The sequence below is a fragment of the Streptosporangium sp. NPDC023615 genome (assembly GCF_040640155.1).
Classification (GTDB): domain Bacteria; phylum Actinomycetota; class Actinomycetes; order Streptosporangiales; family Streptosporangiaceae; genus Streptosporangium.
On sequence record NZ_JBFABE010000030.1, the window covers coordinates 56,981 to 74,858 of the forward strand.

The 17,878-nt window shown below is 73.8% G+C and carries 13 protein-coding genes; 8 read left to right on the forward strand and 5 right to left on the reverse strand.

Features of this window, described 5'->3' with window-relative positions:
- Positions 1–4: 4 nt before the first annotated feature.
- Entirely contained in the window at positions 5–3,595 is a 3,591-nt protein-coding gene (mfd, locus tag AB0G16_RS21510) for a transcription-repair coupling factor (RefSeq protein ID WP_362807482.1), read from the reverse strand.
- Positions 3,596–3,746: 151 nt separating this feature from the next.
- Here mfd and AB0G16_RS21515 point away from each other — a divergent pair, with 151 nt between their 5' ends.
- Positions 3,747–4,475 carry a methyltransferase domain-containing protein gene (locus AB0G16_RS21515; protein ID WP_362807485.1) on the forward strand — a complete coding sequence of 243 codons (729 nt, stop codon included), beginning with the start codon at positions 3,747–3,749 and terminating at the stop codon, positions 4,473–4,475.
- Positions 4,476–4,566: 91 nt separating this feature from the next.
- The gene (gene cysC / locus AB0G16_RS21520) at positions 4,567–5,796 is read left to right on the forward strand and encodes an adenylyl-sulfate kinase (RefSeq protein ID WP_362807488.1); all 1,230 of its coding nucleotides are present in this window, start codon (positions 4,567–4,569) and stop codon (positions 5,794–5,796) included.
- Between the two features lie 71 nt (positions 5,797–5,867).
- Here the strand turns inward: cysC and AB0G16_RS21525 are convergent, their stop codons facing one another.
- Positions 5,868–7,061, reverse strand: coding sequence for a hypothetical protein (locus AB0G16_RS21525; protein WP_362807491.1), 1,194 nt, complete (start codon positions 7,059–7,061; stop codon positions 5,868–5,870).
- Positions 7,062–7,371: 310 nt separating this feature from the next.
- On the opposite strand from AB0G16_RS21525, the gene AB0G16_RS21530 reads away from it, so the two are divergent.
- From AB0G16_RS21530 to AB0G16_RS21555, 6 genes are read left to right on the forward strand one after another with little or no spacing between them, the layout of a single operon-like run.
- Complete coding sequence (locus AB0G16_RS21530; RefSeq protein WP_362807494.1) at positions 7,372–8,466, forward strand: Wzz/FepE/Etk N-terminal domain-containing protein; 1,095 nt, start codon at positions 7,372–7,374, stop codon at positions 8,464–8,466.
- Positions 8,463–9,755 (forward strand): hypothetical protein, encoded by a 1,293-nt coding sequence (locus AB0G16_RS21535; RefSeq protein WP_362807496.1) that lies wholly within the window; start codon positions 8,463–8,465, stop codon positions 9,753–9,755. Before AB0G16_RS21530 ends, AB0G16_RS21535 begins: the two co-directional genes overlap by 4 nt.
- Positions 9,752–10,867 carry a hypothetical protein gene (locus AB0G16_RS21540; protein WP_362807499.1) on the forward strand — a complete coding sequence of 372 codons (1,116 nt, stop codon included), beginning with the start codon at positions 9,752–9,754 and terminating at the stop codon, positions 10,865–10,867. Before AB0G16_RS21535 ends, AB0G16_RS21540 begins: the two co-directional genes overlap by 4 nt.
- A gap of 38 nt (positions 10,868–10,905) precedes the next feature.
- Positions 10,906–11,778 (forward strand): sulfotransferase, encoded by an 873-nt coding sequence (locus tag AB0G16_RS21545; RefSeq protein ID WP_362807502.1) that lies wholly within the window; start codon positions 10,906–10,908, stop codon positions 11,776–11,778.
- On the forward strand, positions 11,766–13,418 hold the full coding sequence (locus AB0G16_RS21550; RefSeq protein ID WP_362807505.1) for a lipopolysaccharide biosynthesis protein: 1,653 nt from the start codon (positions 11,766–11,768) through the stop codon (positions 13,416–13,418). Before AB0G16_RS21545 ends, AB0G16_RS21550 begins: the two co-directional genes overlap by 13 nt.
- Positions 13,379–14,347, forward strand: a complete 969-nt coding sequence (locus tag AB0G16_RS21555) for a sulfotransferase (RefSeq protein ID WP_362807508.1) — start codon at positions 13,379–13,381, stop codon at positions 14,345–14,347. Before AB0G16_RS21550 ends, AB0G16_RS21555 begins: the two co-directional genes overlap by 40 nt.
- Before the next feature lie 101 nt (positions 14,348–14,448).
- Here AB0G16_RS21555 and AB0G16_RS21560 read toward each other — a convergent pair whose 3' ends face one another.
- The 3 genes from AB0G16_RS21560 to AB0G16_RS21570 form a co-directional block, all read right to left on the reverse strand.
- Positions 14,449–15,366 (reverse strand): WecB/TagA/CpsF family glycosyltransferase, encoded by a 918-nt coding sequence (locus AB0G16_RS21560; RefSeq protein ID WP_362807510.1) that lies wholly within the window; start codon positions 15,364–15,366, stop codon positions 14,449–14,451.
- Between the two features lie 518 nt (positions 15,367–15,884).
- Positions 15,885–16,826: a glycosyltransferase family 2 protein gene (locus AB0G16_RS21565; protein ID WP_362807513.1), complete on the reverse strand. Its 942-nt coding sequence runs from the start codon at positions 16,824–16,826 to the stop codon at positions 15,885–15,887.
- Positions 16,823–17,782 carry a sulfotransferase gene (locus tag AB0G16_RS21570; RefSeq protein WP_362807516.1) on the reverse strand — a complete coding sequence of 320 codons (960 nt, stop codon included), beginning with the start codon at positions 17,780–17,782 and terminating at the stop codon, positions 16,823–16,825. Before AB0G16_RS21570 ends, AB0G16_RS21565 begins: the two co-directional genes overlap by 4 nt.
- Positions 17,783–17,878 lie beyond the last annotated feature (96 nt).

The following is a 17,878-nucleotide window of genomic DNA, read 5'->3' on the forward strand; positions in this document are numbered from 1 at the left end:
CCGCTTACTTTACCCGTACGGGTTCGAGGAACATGGCCTCGACGAGATCGCCGCACCATGTGAGCAGCTCCAGGTCGCGCAGCGGCTGGCCGCCGAGCGGTCTGGTCTTGGGCACGGGCACCAGCAACGTACCGGCCGCCTGCTTCAGCAGCGCCTTCGGGTAGAGCCTCTGCAGCCTGACCTGCTGGGAGTCCTTCAGGTCCACCGGGGCGAACCTGATGTTCTGCCCCTGCAGGGTGACGTCGCTCAGCCCGGCGCGGCGGGCCCTGATCCGGAAGCGGGCCACCTCCAGCAGGTTCTCCACCTGCTGGGGCGGGCGCCCGTACCGGTCGACGAGCTCGTCGCGGACCGCGGCGATGTCCTCGTCGGAGCCGATCGCGGCGATCCGCTTGTAGGCCTCCAGGCGCAGTCGCTCGGAGGTCACGTAGTCGTGCGGGATGTGGGCGTTGATCGGCAGCTCGACCTTGACGTCGGGCCGCTCGTCCTCGCGGGGGGTGCCCGCCAGCTTGGCCTTCTGCTCCTGGACGGCCTCGGCCATCATCCGCACGTACAGGTCGAAGCCGACCCCGGCGATGAACCCGGACTGCTCGGCGCCCAGGATGTTGCCGGCGCCGCGGATCTCCAGGTCCTTCATGGCCACGTACATGCCCGCGCCCATCTCGGTGTGCTGGGAGATCGTGGCCAGGCGCTCGTGGGCGGTCTCGGTGAGCGGCTTCTCCGGCGGGTACAGGAAGTAGGCGTAGCCGCGCTCGCGGCCCCGGCCCACCCGGCCGCGGAGCTGGTGGAGCTGGGACAGGCCGTAGTTGTCGGCCCGGTCGACGATCAGCGTGTTGGCGTTGGGCACGTCCAGGCCCGACTCGACGATCGTGGTGCAGACCAGCACGTCGAACTCGCGCTCCCAGAAGCCCACCATGATCTTCTCGAGCTGGTGCTCCTGCATCTGGCCGTGCGCGACCGCGACCCTGGCCTCGGGCACCAGCTCCCGCAGCATGGCCGCGACCTTGCCGATGCTGGCCACCCGGTTGTGCACGAAGAAGACCTGGCCGTCGCGCATCAGCTCACGGCGGATCGCCGCGCCGATCTGCTTCTCGTCGTACGGGCCGACGAAGGTCAGGATCGGGTGCCGCTCCTCGGGCGGGGTGAGGATCGTCGACATCTCCCGGATGCCGGTCAGGCCCATCTCCAGGGTGCGCGGGATCGGCGTGGCGGACATGGCCAGCACGTCGACCTGGGTGCGCAGGTGCTTCATGGCCTCCTTGTGCTCGACGCCGAACCGCTGCTCCTCGTCGATGATGATCAGGCCGAGCTGCTTGAACCGCACCTCGGGCGAGAACAGCCGGTGCGTGCCGATCACCACGTCGACCGAGCCCTCGCGCATGCCCTCCAGGGTCGCCTTGACCTCCCCGTCGCTCTGGAACCGCGACAGCGCCCTGACGTTGAGCGGGAAGCCGGAGAAGCGCTCGGCGAAGGTCGACATGTGCTGCTGCACCAGCAGTGTGGTCGGCACCAGCACGGCCACCTGCTTGCCGTCCTGCACGGCCTTGAACGCCGCCCGCACCGCGATCTCGGTCTTGCCGTAGCCCACGTCGCCGCAGATCAGCCGGTCCATCGGGATCGGGCGCTCCATGTCGCGCTTGACCTCGTCGATGGCCTCCAGCTGGTCGCCCGTCTCGGCGTAGGGGAAGGCGTCCTCCATCTCCCGCTGCCAGGGGCTGTCGGGGGCGAAGGCGTGGCCGGGCGAGGCCATCCGGGCCGAGTACAGCCGGATCAGCTCCCCGGCGATCTCCTTGACCGCCTTCTTGGCCTTGGTCTTGGCCTTGGCCCAGTCGGCGCCGCCCATCCGGTTCAGGGTGGGCGACTCGCCGCCGACGTAGCGGGTGACCTCGTCGAGCTGGTCGGTCGGCACGTAGAGCCGGTCGCCCTTGGCGTACTCGATCACCAGGTACTCGCGGGTGGCGCCCTGCACGGTGCGCTGCACCATCTCCACGTAGCGGCCCACGCCGTGCTGCTCGTGCACGACATGATCGCCGATCTTGAGCTGGAGCGGGTCCACCATGTTGCGCCGCCGGGAGGGCAGCCGCCGCATGTCCTTGGTGGAGGCCTTCTGGCCCACCAGGTCCAGGTGGGTCAGCACGGCCAGCGACGGCGTCACGAAGCCGTGCTCGACCAGTCCGGTGGTCACGTGCACGACCTGGGCGTCGAGCGTCCCGGTCAGGCCCGGCTCCAGGCGGGCGGGCAGGTCGACGCCCTTGAGCAGCTCCACCATGCGCTCGGCCGGGCCGTGGCCCTCGCTCAGCAGCACCACGACCCGCTCGGAGTCGAGCCAGCCCTTGATGTCGGCCAGCGCCCGCTGGGTGTCGCCCCGGTAGGACTCCACCTCGCGCGCGGCCAGCACCAGGCCGTCGTGCGGGTCGCCGGAGCCGTCCACGACGCCGGCCGTGACGCCGCCGGCCGTGCCCTCGGAGCCGGCGCCGGTGGCGCCGAAGGGGGCGATCGACCACCAGGGCAGGCCCAGCTCACGCGCGTGGTCGCGCAGCTCCTCCAGCGTGCGGAAGGCCGCCTCGCCCAGGTCGATCGGGGCCTCGCCGCCGGACGCCGCGGTGATCCAGGACGCCTCCAGGAACTCCTGACTGGTGCGCACCAGCTCGTCGGCACGGCCGCGGATCCGCTCCGGGTCGCACACGAGGATCGCCGACTGCTCGGGCAGGTGGTCGATCAGCAGGTCCATCTCCCCGGCGAGCACCGGGGCGAACGCCTCCATGCCCTCCATCGGGATGCCCTCGGCCAGTTGCCGGAGGATCTCGGCCAGCGCGGGGTGCGCCTCGGCCAGCTCCGCGGCCCGCTCCCTGACCTCGGGGGTCAGCAGCAGCTCCCGGCAGGGCGCGGCGAACAGGCCGTCCTCGGCCACCTCCAGGGAACGCTGGTCGGCGACCTTGAACCAGCGGATCTCCTCGACCGTGTCGCCCCAGAACTCCAGGCGCAGCGGGTGCTCCTCGGTGGGCGGGAAGATGTCGAGCAGGCCGCCCCTGACGGCGACCTCGCCGCGCCGCTCCACCATGTCGACCCGGTGGTAGCCGTTCTCCACCAGGGCCTGCACCACCGCGTCCGGGTCGGCGTCGTCCCCGGCGCGCAACCGCACCGGCCGCAGGTCCCCCAGACCGCGCACGATCGGCTGGAGCAGCGCCCTGACCGGCGCGACGACCACGTGCAGCGGCCCGGCCGAGTGATCGCCCTCGACCGGGTGGGCCAGCCTGCGCAGCACCGCGAGCCGCTGGCCCACGGTGTCGCCGCGCGGCGACAGGCGCTCGTGCGGGAGCGTCTCCCAGGCGGGGAAGACCGCCACGGTGCTCTCGTCCAGCAGGCTGGTCAGGGCCGAGGCGAGATCCTCGGCCTCGCGCCCGGTGGCGGTCACCGCCAGCACGGTCCTGGCCGTCCCCTTGGCCCCCTCCCGGGCCAGCCCGGCCACCGCGAAGGGCCGCAGCGCGGGCGGCGCGACCAGCGCCACGTCGGACGGGTCGCCCCCGCGCACGTCCCGCAGGAGGGAAGCCAGCACAGGTTCCCCGACGACAAGATCAAGAAGTCCGGAAAGGCTCATCAGATTCGCCCACAGCCCCACGACGGCAACACGACGGCCCCGGGCCGAGAAGACACGGGGTTCCCCGTCAAGGCTACTTGGCCCGGCGCCCGCCCTCGCATGGAGCGGTAAATGCACGATGAATCGTGCCGGGTTGACTACTCTCGGTTATATGTCTGAGGTGAGATCGGTCGTCGAGCGAGACGACGTGCTGAGTCAGCGGATCAGGGACCAGTGGAGCGGCCAGCTCGGCCGGCGGCTGGACATCCTGATCGCCGGGTGCGGATGGCCCGAACCCCTCGATCTGGCACAGACGGAGACCAGGGTCATCGGCATCGACGAGGACCTGCCCGTCCTGCGCACCAGCACGTCCGCCCGCAAGGACCTGGACTCCTGGACGCTGGGCGACCTGCGCTCGGTGCCGGTGCCCCCGCGCGCGTTCGACGTCGTCTACGTGTCGTTCCTCCTGGAGAGGATCGAGCACGCCGAGCTGGTGCTCGACCGACTGCTCACCGGGCTGCGTCCCGGCGGGCTGCTGCTGGTCAGGATGCGCGACCGCGCCTCGGCGTACGGGGTGTGCGACCGGCGGACGCCGGCGGCGCTGCGGCGGCTGCTGTGGCGCCGGTTCACCCCGCCGGGCACGGTGGGGCCGCTGCCGGCCGTCTACGAGCCGATCGCCTCGCGCGAGGGGATGCACTCCTTCTGCCTGGTCCGCGGGCTGATGGTGACCGAGGACATCTCCGCCCGCAGCGGTCCCGCGCTGGAGGGACCTCTCGGTAAGCTTGCCCGCGCCGCCTGCTCGGCGGTGGAGACCCTCTCCAGGGGACGCCGGCCCGCATCTCGCGACGAGGTGACCATGGTGATCCGCAAACCCCAGAGCCACTTCGCCCGGCTGGTCTGAGACACGGCCGCCGGTCGTCCCGGCTCGCCCGAGGGGGGCGCCACCCGGGGCGGGCGGGCCGGAACGACCGACGAGCGGGATTGTGGAGCAGATGACGGCGCCTTTCGAGTGGACCCCCGACGCCCGTGAGCTGGCCGACCTCGAGCTGTTGCTCTCCGGCGCCTTCAGACCCCTGACGGGCTTCATGAGCTCCGCCGACGCGCACGCGGCCGACGAGCGCGGCACGCTCGCCGACGGCACGCCCTGGCCCGTGCCGGTCACCCTGACGCTGCCGGACGACCACCCGGCCGCCCCCGGCGACCGGATCACCCTGCGCGACCCCGAGGGCGCCGCGCTGGCCGTGCTGACCGTCGAGGGGCGCGAGGACGGCTTCGTCGCCGGGCCGGTGGAGGCCCTCGACGCCCCCGAGCACGGCCCGTTCGCCCGGCTCCGCCGCACGCCCGCGGAGATCCGCAAGGAGCTGGGCGAGCGCGAGGCCGTGCTGGCCGTGACCATGCGCGGGCCGCTGGGCGACCTCGACGACCTGCTGGCCACCGCCCAGGAGCTGGAGGCGTCGATCCTGCTGCTCCCGCTGGCGTACGGCGAGGGCGGGCCCGCGGTGGTCCGCGCCGCGCTCAAGGCCCGCGACCGGCTGCCCGAGGACACGGTCGTGGCGGTGGTGCCGCTGGCGCCCAGGGAGCCCGCGCTCGATCTGGAGCTGCGCGAGCGCATCGCCGAGGCCTACGGCGCGAGCGAGCACCTGGCCGGTCCGGAGCCGGTGACGCTCCCGGGGCCGCCGCACCGGCGGGGACTGGTGGTCTTCTTCACCGGCCTGTCGGGCTCGGGCAAGTCCACCGTCGCGCGCGGGCTGCACGACGCGCTGCTGGAGCGCGGGACCCGCACGGTGACCTTCCTGGACGGGGACGTGGTGCGTCACCTGCTCTCGGCGGGGCTGACCTTCTCCAAGGAGGACCGCGACCTCAACATCCGCCGCATCGGCTTCGTCGCCGCCGAGGTCGCCCGGCACGGCGGGCTGGCGATCTGCGCGCCCATCGCGCCGTACGCGGCCACCCGCGAGGAGGTGCGCGCGATGGTCGAGGCCGTCGGCGCCGACTTCGTGCTTGTCCACGTCTCGACCCCGCTGGCCGAGTGCGAGCGCCGCGACCGCAAGGGGCTCTACGCCAAGGCCCGCGCCGGGATCATCCCCGCCTTCACCGGCGTCTCCGACCCGTACGAGGAGCCCGACGACGCCGATCTGGAGATCGACACCACCGACATCGGCGTGGACCGGGCGGTCCACCAGGTGCTCGACCCGCTGATCCAGGGCGGCTGGATCCGCTGACCGCCGGCCCCGGGGGGCCGGCGGTCAGCGGACGGGCCGGCGCGGGGGGACGGGCCGGCGCGGCGGACGGTTCAGCGCGGGGGGACGGCGGGGCGCAGACGGGGGTCGCGGGCGAGCTCGCCGAAGGTCCTGCGGGCGCCCGGCGTCGTGTCGAACCGGGTGTCGCCCCGCGGGGCCTTCGGCGAGTCGAAGTACACCAGGGCCTTGATCCGCGGATAGTCGCGGAGCCCGGCCCGTACCGAGGCGAAGAAGGACTCCTTGAAGGCGGGCCGGTCGTGCCGCTCGAAGACGCCCCACTCGGCCACCATGACGGGCTTGCCGGGGAAACGCTCCCCGGTCCAGCGGTAGAACCCCGGCCACCGGGGGAAGTCGGGACGGGTCTTGTTGACCAGCGCGTCGAAGCCGTCGACCCGGTGGTCCGCGTAGGGGTCCATCGCCACCCAGTCGACCACGTCGTCGCCCGGGTAGAGCCGCTCGAACCAGGGTTGCGAGGCCCAGTTCGGCGCGCCCATGTAGGTCATCACCGTGACCGCGTTGGTCACGCCGCCGGCGCGCAGGCGCGCCACCACGTGCCGGAACATGGCCGCGTAGTCGGCGGCGGACATCCCCGCGCCGGGGGTCTCCAGCACGTCGTTCTCGGGTTCGTGGTGGACGGTGAGGAAGAACCTCTCGGGGAAGGTCCTCACGATGTGGGCGGCCAGCCGGTCGATCCGCGCGTCCAGCGCGCCACCGGCGATCTCCGCCCAGGTGTAGGAGTGGTCGACGGACGGCTTCCAGTTGACCAGCAGGATCCTGCGGCCGTCCGGGTCACGGGCGATGGCGCGCTCGGCGGCGGTCGGGAAGAGCTCGTCGCCGCGGTGGTAGACGTGCATGATGTCGGCCGGGCCGCCCATCCGCCTCTCGGCCCTCTCCAGCGCCCGCTGCGGACGCCGGCCGGTGAAGATCTCCGGCGCGATCCCCCACCAGGCGCCGCAGGAGGGGACGAGCGTCCTGCTGACCTCGCAGGCGGTTCGTCCCGCGTCCCCCGCGTCTCCTCCGCCCTGCCCGGCGTTCCCGGTGCCCCCGGTGCCCCCGGTGCCCCCGTCGGCGTCGGCCCCGCCCGCGCCCGTGGCGCTCCCGACGACACCTGCCCCGTCCGCGCTCCCGGGGCCGGCGGCCCCGGAGGCGCAGGCCTCGCCCCGGCAGCCGCTCAGCCCCGCGACGGCCAGCGCCACGCAGCCCAGTCCCAGCGCCAGGACCAGGCCTGAACCGCCTATTTTGACCATGCGCGGAATTACCTCTATAGAGCCATTTGTCTGATGCAACGATCCCTCGCAGATGTCGTCCGCAGGCATTCGCCGGCCGTCTTGGGGAAACACCTTTCCATCGCCCGGACGCGCCCCGTCCAGGACTTTGCCGCTCCATTCCACACTCCCCGGAGCGGGGAAGGGAAATATGAACAAACGTCCGTTATATAGGCGTGATCAGCCGGACCAACGCGAGGAAAATCTTGCGTACCGGTCCGGGGAAAGGAAAAGCCGACCTATAGTTCCAAGGGTTCCCAGCAGCTGTTCGCCGGAGAGGCACCCGCGAAACATGAGCTCGTCACCGGACGTCCCCGCCCGCCGTTCAGGTGGAGACCTGGCGGACTACGTGTCGCTCCTGCGCCGCCGCCGGTTGATCGTCCTGTCCATGCTCCTCGCCGGGACGGGCGGCGGTCTCGCCCTGCTGTGGGCCACCCCTGCCTCCTACACCGCCTCCGCGCAGGTCCTGGTGACCCCGGCCGGCCCCCAGGAACAGGTCAACCAGGTGACCGCCCGCCAGCGCGAACCGCTCAACCTCGACACCGAGGCTCAAATCGCCCGGTCGGCGGTGGTCGCCGCCAGGGCCCGCGGGCTGTTCGGCGGCCTCTCCGGGCCGGCCGAGGTCTCCGTACCGCCCAACACCTCGGTCCTGGAGATCTCGTGCACGGCCGCCGCGCCGGCGACGGCGGCCTCCTGCGCCGACGCCTACGCCCTGGCCTACCTGGCCCAGCGGCGAGAGTCGTCCACCCAGACGCTCACCGCCCAGCTCAAGGCGGTGCTGGTCAAGCTGAAACAGGTCAACGCGAGCCTGACCACGGTCGCCACCACCCTTCCGGGACTGGGCAACGGCACGGCCGAGCGCGCCCTGGCCCTCCAGCGGCAGAACGTCCTCCTGCGCCAGGTCCACGCCCTCACCGCCCGGTACGACGCCCTCAGGACCGTCGCCGTCACCCCCGGCTCGGTGATCAGCCGCCCGGTGGCCCCCACCGAGCCCCGCGCCCCCCGGCCCCCCCTCTACCTGGGCAGCGGCCTGATGACCGGACTGCTCTGCGGGGTGGGGTGCGCCTGGATCCGCGACCGCCTCGACACCACCCTGCGCGACACCGCCGACGTCAGGCGGCTGACCGGCCTGGAGGCGGTCGACGACGAGGGGCTGCGCGGCCTGGGGGGCGCGGTGCTCGTGGTCTCCGTGCCCGGCACCCCGCCCCGGGAGGTACGACGTGCCGCACGGGCACTGCGGGAACGGGGGGTGCCGGTGGCGGGCACCCTGCTCACCGGCGGCGCTTTCTCGCCCTCCGCCGTACAGTCCCCGCACACGCCGCGCGCCGACGGGATCGTTCCGTCGGGGCGGACGGTCGCGGGCGGGCGGAGAGGGCGCCTGCCGTGAGAGGCCCGTGTCCGGCCGCCTGGCCGATCGCCGCGCTCCTGGTCGGGTACCCCGCCTGGTGGGCCCTCGGCTTCGGCGGCCTCTGCGTGATCGCGGTGGCCCCGGCGATGGCGGCGGTGCTGTGGCGACGACGGCCGATCAGGGCGCCGCGCGGGTTCGGGCTCTGGCTGCTCCTCCTGGCGGGCTACCTGATCAGCGCGGTCATGCTCGGCGAGATGCCCCCCGGGACCTACGGCGAGTTCGGTGCCGGGCGGCTCATCGGTTACCTGATGCGCCTGGCCCTCTACGTCTCCCTGCTGGTCATGGTGCTCTACCTGGGAAACCTGACCGAGAAGGAGCTGCCGCAGCTCACGCTGGTGCGGATGCTCGGCGCGCTCTTCGTCACGACCGTGGCGGGCGGGCTGCTGGGCGTGTTCGCCCCCCGCGCCACCTTCACCTCTCCGGTCGAGACGGTCCTCCCGGACTGGATCAGCGGCAACCCGTTCGTCCACAACCTGATCCACCCCACCGCGGCACAGACGCAGTGGGTGCTCGGCCACCCCTCGCCCCGCCCCGAGGCGCCGTTCGAGTGGGCCAACGCCTGGGGCGGCAACCTGTCGGTGCTGCTCGTCTGGTTCGTGGTCGGCTGGTGGGTGTACGGCGGCCCGCGCAGGCGGACGGCCGCGGTCGCGCTGGTCGCGCTGGCCGCGATCCCGGTGGTCTACTCGCTCAACCGCGGGCTGTGGCTCGGGCTCGGCGTCGCCGCCGCGTACCTGCTGCTGCGCCTGGGCGGGCGGGCACGCGTGGCCACCTGCGCGATCCTGACGGCGGCGGCGCTGGTGTTCGCCCTCAGCCCGTTGCGGGCGATGGTGGGCCAGCGGCTGGAGAGTCCGCACAGCAACGACATCCGCGCCTTCACGGTGACCGCGACCCTCGCGGCCGCGGGCACCTCCCCGATCATCGGGTACGGCAACACCCGCAACGCCAGGGGCAACCACCGGACGATCACCACCGGGAAGACCGACTGGTGCGTCACCTGCGGCCACCCACCCCTGGGCGGCGACGGCCACCTCTGGCACCTCATGATCACCCAGGGGTTCACGGGAGCCGCGCTCTACGTGGCGTTCTTCGCCGGGGCCGTCCGCCGCCACTGGCGTGACCGCAGCCCGATCGGCGTGGCCGGGGTCCTCGTGATGATCCTCACCCTGCTCTACATGTTCGTCTACGACGGCCTGGTCACGCCGCTCAGCCTGTACCTGATCTCGTTCGCGCTGCTCTGGAGGAACTCGATGGCGAGGACGGCCGCATGAACGACGCCCGCGCCCGCCTGCGCTACCTCGACCGGACCATCGACCTGCTCTTCCCCGGCCCCGGGGAGGCGAGGCCCTACACCCTGCTCCCGCACCGGCTGCTGCCCCGCAGGCTGGTCCCGCGCGCGTGGTGGCACCCCGGCGGACGGATCATGGTCCGCTCGGGGCGCGACGGCATCGAGAGCCATCTGAGCGAGGTCTTCGGCACCCGCCTCCGCGTCACGCTACGGGTGTCCCCGGCCCGGCGGGCCAACCGCAAACCGATCCTGGAGGCGCGCGCCCCCGACGGGCCGATCGCCTTCGTGAAGATCGGCGACACCGACCTCACCCGGGAACTCGTCGCCCACGAGGCGCGGACGCTCGGCCTGCTCGCCGGCGTGCCGCTGAAGACCGTCGTCCCGCCCGCCGTCCTGCACCACGGGTCCTGGCGCGGTCTGTCCGTGCTGGCACTGACCCCGCTCCCGGTGCGGCGGGGGCGCATCCGTGACGACGTCCTCACCGCGGCGATCGCCGAGATCGCCCGCATCCCCGCGCCCCCGCCCCCGCCCCCGGTCCCGGTCCCGGTCCCGGTCCCGGTCCCGGATCAGGCGTCCTTCGGGGATCCGCCCCACCGGCTCGCCGGCCCGGACGGTGCGACCTCCGAGGAGGAGGCGGCGACGGCCTCCTTCGCGGAGGGTTCGGCGGAGGGCGCGACGGTGGCCTCAGCGGCGGGCCTCGCGGACACCCGTCCTCTGGAACGTTCCCACGGCGAGGATTTCGCCTGGCACGGAGACCTCACGCCGTGGAACATCTCGCGCGGCCCCGACGGGCGGCTGCTGGTCTGGGACTGGGAACGGTTCGGCACGGGGGTCCCGCTGGGCTTCGACGCCGTCCACCACTTCTTCCACCGCGCGCTGCGCCGCCAGGACCCGGTCACCGCGGCCGGGGCCTGCGTGGCCCGCGCCCTGCGGATCCTGGCCCCTTTCGGGCTGTCGGCCGCCGAGTCCCGGCTCACCGCCGTCCGTTATCTGATCGCGCTCGCCGACCGGCACGCGGCCGACGGTCACACCCCGCTCGGGCCGCCGGAAGCCTGGCTCGACCCGGTCGTCGACGGCCAGGAGGCCCTGCTGTGAGCCCCGCCTTCACGAGACCCTCCGCCCCGGGAGCCGCCATGGGACCCGTCGCCCTGAGGCCGGCGCTGAAAAGCGCGGCCCACACGATCTCGTGGACCGCCGGACGCCTCACCGCGTCGCGGCGGACGCCGCCCTCCTTCCTCATCGTCGGGGCCCAGCGCTGCGGCACCACCTCGCTGTACCGCGCCCTGTCCCGGCATCCACTGATCTTCAAGCCCCTGCTGCACAAGGGCGTGCACTACTTCGACACGGCCTACGGCCGGGGTCCGTCGTGGTACCGGGCGCACTTCCCCCTGGAGGCGTCGCTCTCCCGCGCGGCACGCAGGTACGGTCACCGTCCCCACGTCTTCGAGTCGTCGCCCTACTACCTGTTCCATCCGCTGGCCGGGCCGCGGATCGCCCGCGACCTGCCGGGCGCCAGGCTGATCGTGCTCGTCCGCGACCCGGTCGAGCGGGCCTTCTCCGCGCACGCCCACGAGCTGGCCAGGGGGTTCGAGACCGAGGCCTCCTTCGCCAGGGCCGTCGAGCTGGAGGAGGAACGGCTGGCCGGTGCGGCCGAGGCCCTGTGCTCCGCGCCGGACTCGACGAGCCTGGCCCACCGCCATCACGCCTACCTGGCCCGGGGCCGCTACGCCGAGCAGCTCGCCCGGCTGGAGCCGCTGGTCGGCCGGGAACGGATCCTCGTCCTCGACAGCGGCCGGTTCTTCACCGAGCCGGAGATCACTTACGATCGCGTGCTGGCGTTCCTCGGGCTGCCGCACCTGGGCGACCCGGTGTTCGAGCGGCACAACGCCCGGCCCCGACCGGCTCCGATGCCCCCGCGACTCCGCAGCGAGCTGGCCGACCGCTTCGAGGAGCAGGACGCCCTGCTGATCTCGTGGCTGGGCACGGAACCCTCATGGCGCCGCTGACACCGGCGGGCGAGACGGAGAGGCCCGCGCGGCCGGTGCCCACCGGCCGCGCGGGCTCCGAAGAGGGCGGGGCGGTTCACCAGGACTCAGAGCCGGTCCCCGGGAACTCCGGGCCGGTCTCCGAAGGCCCCGGGCCGGTTCACAAGGACTCCGGGCCGGTTCCCGGAGACCCCGGGCCGGTTCCGGCAGACCCCGGACAGCCGATCTCCGGGAACGGCGACCGGCAGGTCTCCGGGGACAGGGTGGCGGGACTGGCCGGGGCGGGTGCCGGTGCCGTCGCGCAGTTCCTGACGGTCGTCCTGGTCGTCAGGGGGACGGACCCGAAGACGGCCGGCGCCTTCTTCGCGGCGACCACCCTGTGCCTGCTGGCCGCCACGGTGCTGCGGCTGGACGCGGGGAACGGGCTGGTCCACGTCCTCGCCGGCTCCCGGACCTCCGGCCGCCCCCGCGCCGTGGGCCACCTGCGCGCGGCGACGGTCCCGGTGGCGTCGCTCTCGCTGGCCGTGGGCGCCGTGGCCTTCCTGACCGTCTCCGACCCCGCGCTGCGGGTGCTGGCGGTGGCGTTGCCCGCGGTGACGTGCTCGGGCGTCGTGGTGAGCGCGACCCGCGGGTTCGGGACGATGTGGCCGACGCTGCTGCTGACCGGTGTGCTCCAGCCGGTGGGCCAGCTCGTCCTGGTCGCGGCGGTGGTGGCGACGAGCGGCGACGGCGCTGCCCGGAGCGGCGGCGACGGCGGTGTCGGCGGCGACGGCGGCCTGGTGCCGTCGCTGGTCGCGGCCTGGGTCCTGCCGTACCCTGTGGTGCTGTCGCTGGCCTGGCTCTGGCTGCGCCGGCGACTGCCGAGGACGTCCCCACGCCCGCCGGGCACCGCGTCCGAGCTGTGGCGCCACACCTGGCCGCGGTCGCTGGCGGCCGGGGTCCAGGCGGTGTTCCAGCGGCTGGACGTCGTGATCGTCGCCTCGCTGGCGGGACCGGCCGAGGCCGCCGTCTACACCGCCGCCACCCGGTTCAAGGTCGTGGGCCAGCTCGCCGGGCAGGGGCTGGCGCAGGCGGCGCAGCCGAGGCTGGTGCGCGCCCTGGCCGGAGGCGACCTGGCACGCGCCCGCGAGCTGTACCGGTCGTCCACCCGCTGGCTGGTCGCGCTCACCTGGCCGATCTGGCTGGGGTACGCGGCGTCCGCACCGTGGCTGCTCGGCGCGGTCTTCGGCGAGGAGTACGCCTCGGGCGCGCCGGTGGCGCTGGTGCTGGCCGCGACCATGCTGCTCGCCACCGCGTGCGGGGCGGCCGACGTGGCGCTGACCGCCGCAGGGCACACCGGCGCCGGCCTCGCGTACCTCGTCGCGGCCGTCACGACGACGGTGCTGCTGGACCTGTTGCTCGTCCCCTGTCTCGGCTCGCTCGGTGCGGCCCTCGGCTGGGCGGGAGGCATGGCGGTCAAGAACCTGCTGCCGCTGTGGCACGTCCACCGCCGGTACGGCCTTCACCCCTTCGGGCCGCGACATGACCGCGACGTCCGCGCGCCCGGTGCACGGAGGGTGCGAAGACCCCGGAGAGCCGAGACGCCCGCGAGCCGGGGCGCGCGGCAAGCGCGGTGGGCGCGGTGGGCGCGGTGGGCGCGGTGGGCGCGGTGGACACGGTGACCCCCGTTCTGGTCACCGGGCTGCCCCGGAGCGGGACGAGTTGGACGGGCAGGATGCTCGTCGCCGGCGGGGAGCTGGTCTACGTCAACGAGCCGCTCAACCCCGAGCACCCGCCGGGCCACTGCCCGGGGGTGCTGGACGCCGTGGTCGGGCATCGCTTCCAGTACGTCTGCCCGGACAACGAGCGCGACTGGCTGCCCGCCTTCACCCGGACCGTCGCGCTGCGCTACGGATTCCTGGCCGAGTTGCGCCGCAACCGCTCACCGTACGACCTGGCGAGGATGGTCCGGTACGGCGGCGCGTTCACACTGGGGCGGCTGGCCGGGCGCCGGGCGCTGCTGGACGACCCGTTCGCGCTCTTCTCGGCGGGATGGTTCGCCGACCGGCTTGGATGCCGGGTGATCATCCTGTTGCGCGACCCGGTGGCGTTCGTCGGCAGCTGGCAGCGGCTGGGCTGGGCGGTCCACCTCGGCGACCTGTTCGACCAGCCGCTGCTGATGCGCGATCACCCGCACCTGGAGGAGCTGCGCGCGCTCGCCGGCTCGCGGGACGACGTCGTCACGACCACGGCACTGTGGCGGGCGGCCGCGATCAGCGCCACCCGCCTCGCCGAACGGCACCCGCGGATCACCCTGGCCCGCTACGAGGACCTGGCCCTCGACCCGCTGACAGGTTTCCGCCGCCTGTACGAGCAGGCCGGTCTGACCTGGTCAGCCCGTGCTCGGGAACGCGTCCGGCGCGCGTGCACGGCCGCCCCCCGGGCGGGTGCCGGCGACTTCACCTGGCACGGCCTGTCCCGTACGGCCTACCGGCCGACGGACTCGCGCCGCGCCCTCGCCGAGGCCGGCGCCCGGCTGAGCGCGGAGGACGCCCGCCGGGTCAGGGAACTCGCCTTCCCTCGGCGTCCACGTCCGTCCCGGCCCATCTGAGGACCGTCCACCTGAGAACCGCCCGTCCGGGGGTTCGTCTTCCGCCGGGACCAACGGCCCATTCGGCGCCCCGGCCGGGGACCGCGACGCGGGGGCGGCGGTCAGGAGAACAGGCCCCGGACCAGCGAGACCACCAGGAGGCGGATCGCGTACGGCAGGTCGTCGACCAGGTATCGGCGGGACAGCCTGGCCGGTTCCCCCGCCAGCCGGAAGAGCCACTCCAGGCCCGCACGGCGCATCCATCGCGGCGCGCGGCGCGCGGTGCCCGCGGCGAAGGCGATCGCCGAGCCGCAGCCGACGAACCAGGTCCCCGGCAGGTCACGGCGGAGGGAGGCGATGAGCCGTTCCTGCTTGGGAAAGCCGAGGCCGACGAAGACCAGCCGGGGCGCGGCGGCGATCACGGCGTCCCGTACCCGGGCGTGGCTCTCGGGGTCGTCCTCGAACCCGTACGGCGGGGTGTGGGTCCCGGCGACCGTCAGCGCCGGATGGCGGGCCACCAGCTCGCGGGCGGCCCGCGCGGGGGCGCCCTTCGGGCCGCCGAGCAGGTACACCGGGTGGCGGTAGAAGGCGGCGGCCTCGGACAGCGACCAGATCAGGTCGGCGCCGGTGACCCGGCCGGGGACGGGGGTGCCGAGCAGCCTGGCCGCCCATACCAGCGGCATGCCGTCCGCGACGACGATGTCGGCGCCCTCGACGAGCGCGCGGGCCCGAGGATCGCGGGCGGCGATCCGGCCGATGTCGACGTTGGGGGTGACGAGGTGGCCGCCCCTGCCGTCCTTCAACGCGGCCACCACGTGGTCGACGACCTCACCCTCGGTCATCGGGTCGAGCGCCACCCCGGCCACGTGCACGCGCCTGCGCAGCCGTCTGCGGGTGGCCCTGTCCGGCCGACGTCGCCGGCGGGAGGCGGCCCGCGCCGCCCTCCGCCGGGCGACCGGTGCCCCGGCCTGCCCGGCGACGGCGGGCAGGCCGGGCACCGGACCGTGACCGCTGGAGGCGGCCCGGTGCTCGGTGGACACGGGTCGGTGATCCGTGGGTCCGAGGTGATCGCCTGGGGCGGGATGCTCGGCGGACGTGGGTCGATCGGTGAACCCGGGGTGGTCGGCGGACCCGGGGTGGTCGGCGGACCCGGATCGATGCCCGGTGGAAGCGGGGTGGCGGCCGGTGACGGGCGGTGGCGGCGCGGGCGCCGGGATCGGGATCATGGCGTGGCGGGTGACGGCGAGCACGGCCCGGCCCGGTGCGGGTGGGGCGCCTCGGAGATCGCGGCGCACGACGCCCCGTGGACGCCCCACGTCCTGCCCGTCCGCGAACGACGCCGACACGGACGACGCCGATACGGACGACGCCGGCACGGACCAGGCCGAAACGAGCGATGCCGACACGGACGGCGCCGGGACCGGCGACGTCATGACGGGCGACGGCATGACAGGCGACGGCATGACAGGCGACGGCGTCGCGGGCGGGATCATCATGGGCGCCGTCATCGCGAGGTCGAGACGGACGGTCGTGCGCGGGCGTTCGGTCAGGGGCGCCATCAGATACCGCGTCCCCGGTGGTGCAGGACGCTGAGCAGGCCCCGGGCGGGAAGCAGCCCCGCCGCCACCGCGAGCGCGATGGGAGCCCGGAGCTCGCCGTGCCGGGCGGTGAACGCCCGCCAGGCCCAGCGGCCCGCCTCCCGCCTCCGGCCCAGGGCCGCGTGGTGGAAGGCGAGCTGACCGTAGACCCGCGCCGCGCCGCGCGGATCCACGGCCAGATCAGGGTGCCGGGCGAGCATCCACTCCAGCCCGGCGATTCGGTCGGCCCAGCGGGTCACGTACGCCGAGCCGCCCCAGCGCACCCGGACCAGCGGCCGGTCGACGTGCACGATGGGGTGCTGGGCGGCGGCGCGCAGCGCCAGATCCCAGTCCTCGTTCTGGCCCCCGGGGGCGCTCTCGTCCACCCAGAGGCCACCGCGCCGGAACACGAACGTCGAGGAGTGCACCATCACCATCCGCGAGCGCACCAGGTGACGGTAGGTGACGCGGCCGGTCCCGGCCAGGCGGGGGATGCGGCGCGAACCGTACTCGATCTCGATGGCGCAGCTGGAGAAGCGCGCCCCCGGTTCGGCCTCCAGCGCCGCGACCTGAGCGGTGATCTTGCCCGGGAGCCACTGGTCGTCGTCGTCGCAGAACGCGATCAGGTCGGTGGCCAGCGCCGCGATGCCGGTGTTGCGGGCACCGGGCAGGCCGGGGGTGAGCCGGTTGGCCATCACCCGCACCCCGCGCGCGGGAGCCCCCTCCGGGGAGGCGGTCAGCGCCCTGCCGACCAGCAGGTCGGCCACCTGGTCGGCGACCCATGCCGGGTCGCCGCCGTCCACGACGACCACGACCTCGACGGGACCGGGGTGATCCTGGCCGAGCACGGCGAGCGTGGCCGCGCGCAGCTGGTCGGGCCGGTGTCCCCGGGTGGGGATGACGACACCCACCGATGTGTTCACGCGAGTCTCCTGTGGTAACCGTACTTGATCATGAGGGGCCAGGTCAGTGCGGTGACCAGGCGCAGGCGGCGGGACGAGGCCGCGGCCCGCCAGCCGTCGTCCCTGGTCAGCTCCGTGCGGCCGACCGTGAAGCGCACCGGGTTGCCCGAGGCCGTGTGCGCCGTGGACAGCTCCGCCCAGCCGCCCGAGAGGAAGTCGAGACGGCACGGGACGCCGATCGCGGCGACCAGGCGCCTGAGGGTGTCGGCGGGGTCGCCGAGCAGGTCCTCGTAGCGGACCCGGGTGACCGGGACGCCCCTGCGGGCCAGCAGCTCCAGCCCGAGGTTCTCGCTCAGCCAGTGCAGCGAGGTGCGGGCCGGTGACCAGTGGGTCATCAGATGTCCGTCCTCGGGACGGGCGACCCTGCGGCGCCAGGAGTGCGCGACCGCGCGGGGGTCGCGGACCACGTGGACGACGTGGACGTCGACCCCGGCCGCCGCCAGGCAGAAGGCCAGGGAGGCGTGCTTGCTGGAGTCGATCACGACCGGGCAGTCGGCGACCTCCCCTGCGGCGTCGTACAGGCGGCGGTGGGCGGCGACGTACTCGACGAGCTCCGCGGTGCCGGAGGCCGGCCACCTGCCGGTGCCCGCCTGCTCCTCGGCCAGCAGCCTGGCCAGGGTCGGGATCCGCCGGGTGCGGTCCACGCGCGGCCTGAGCTCGATCATCCGCCGGGCCGTCTCCGCGGACCAGCCGCCGAACGCGCGCTCGCCGACCTTCTCCCAGAAGGGACACGAGCCGAAGGGCGCACCGCACCCGCACGCCTCGTCCGCGAGCACGCTCCTGGCCCAGAGGTGGACGACCTCGCCGAGCGGCGCGATACCGGGAACCTCCCCGAGCAGGCGCTCCAGCAACGTGGTCCCGCTACGGCCGAGACCACCGAGGAAGACCACCCGGGCGGGTGACGGACTATCAGACACAGGCGCGAACCCCTACCCCACGGATACGGAACGCGACGAGGCTAGCGCGTAGCGTGACGGAGGGGTCAGAGAACGGACAAATGATCTACCCAGCGT

What these genes read in the sequence shown, in the direction of transcription:
- mfd (WP_362807482.1), bottom strand. Translation starts at nt 3,595, where the DNA reads ATGAGCCTTTCCGGACTTCTTGATCTTGTCGTCGGGGAACCTGTGCTG.
- AB0G16_RS21515 (WP_362807485.1), top strand. Translation starts at nt 3,747, where the DNA reads ATGTCTGAGGTGAGATCGGTCGTCGAGCGAGACGACGTGCTGAGTCAG.
- cysC (WP_362807488.1), top strand. Translation starts at nt 4,567, where the DNA reads ATGACGGCGCCTTTCGAGTGGACCCCCGACGCCCGTGAGCTGGCCGAC.
- AB0G16_RS21525 (WP_362807491.1), bottom strand. Translation starts at nt 7,061, where the DNA reads ATGGTCAAAATAGGCGGTTCAGGCCTGGTCCTGGCGCTGGGACTGGGC.
- AB0G16_RS21530 (WP_362807494.1), top strand. Translation starts at nt 7,372, where the DNA reads ATGAGCTCGTCACCGGACGTCCCCGCCCGCCGTTCAGGTGGAGACCTG.
- AB0G16_RS21540 (WP_362807499.1), top strand. Translation starts at nt 9,752, where the DNA reads ATGAACGACGCCCGCGCCCGCCTGCGCTACCTCGACCGGACCATCGAC.
- AB0G16_RS21545 (WP_362807502.1), top strand. Translation starts at nt 10,906, where the DNA reads ATGGGACCCGTCGCCCTGAGGCCGGCGCTGAAAAGCGCGGCCCACACG.
- AB0G16_RS21550 (WP_362807505.1), top strand. Translation starts at nt 11,766, where the DNA reads ATGGCGCCGCTGACACCGGCGGGCGAGACGGAGAGGCCCGCGCGGCCG.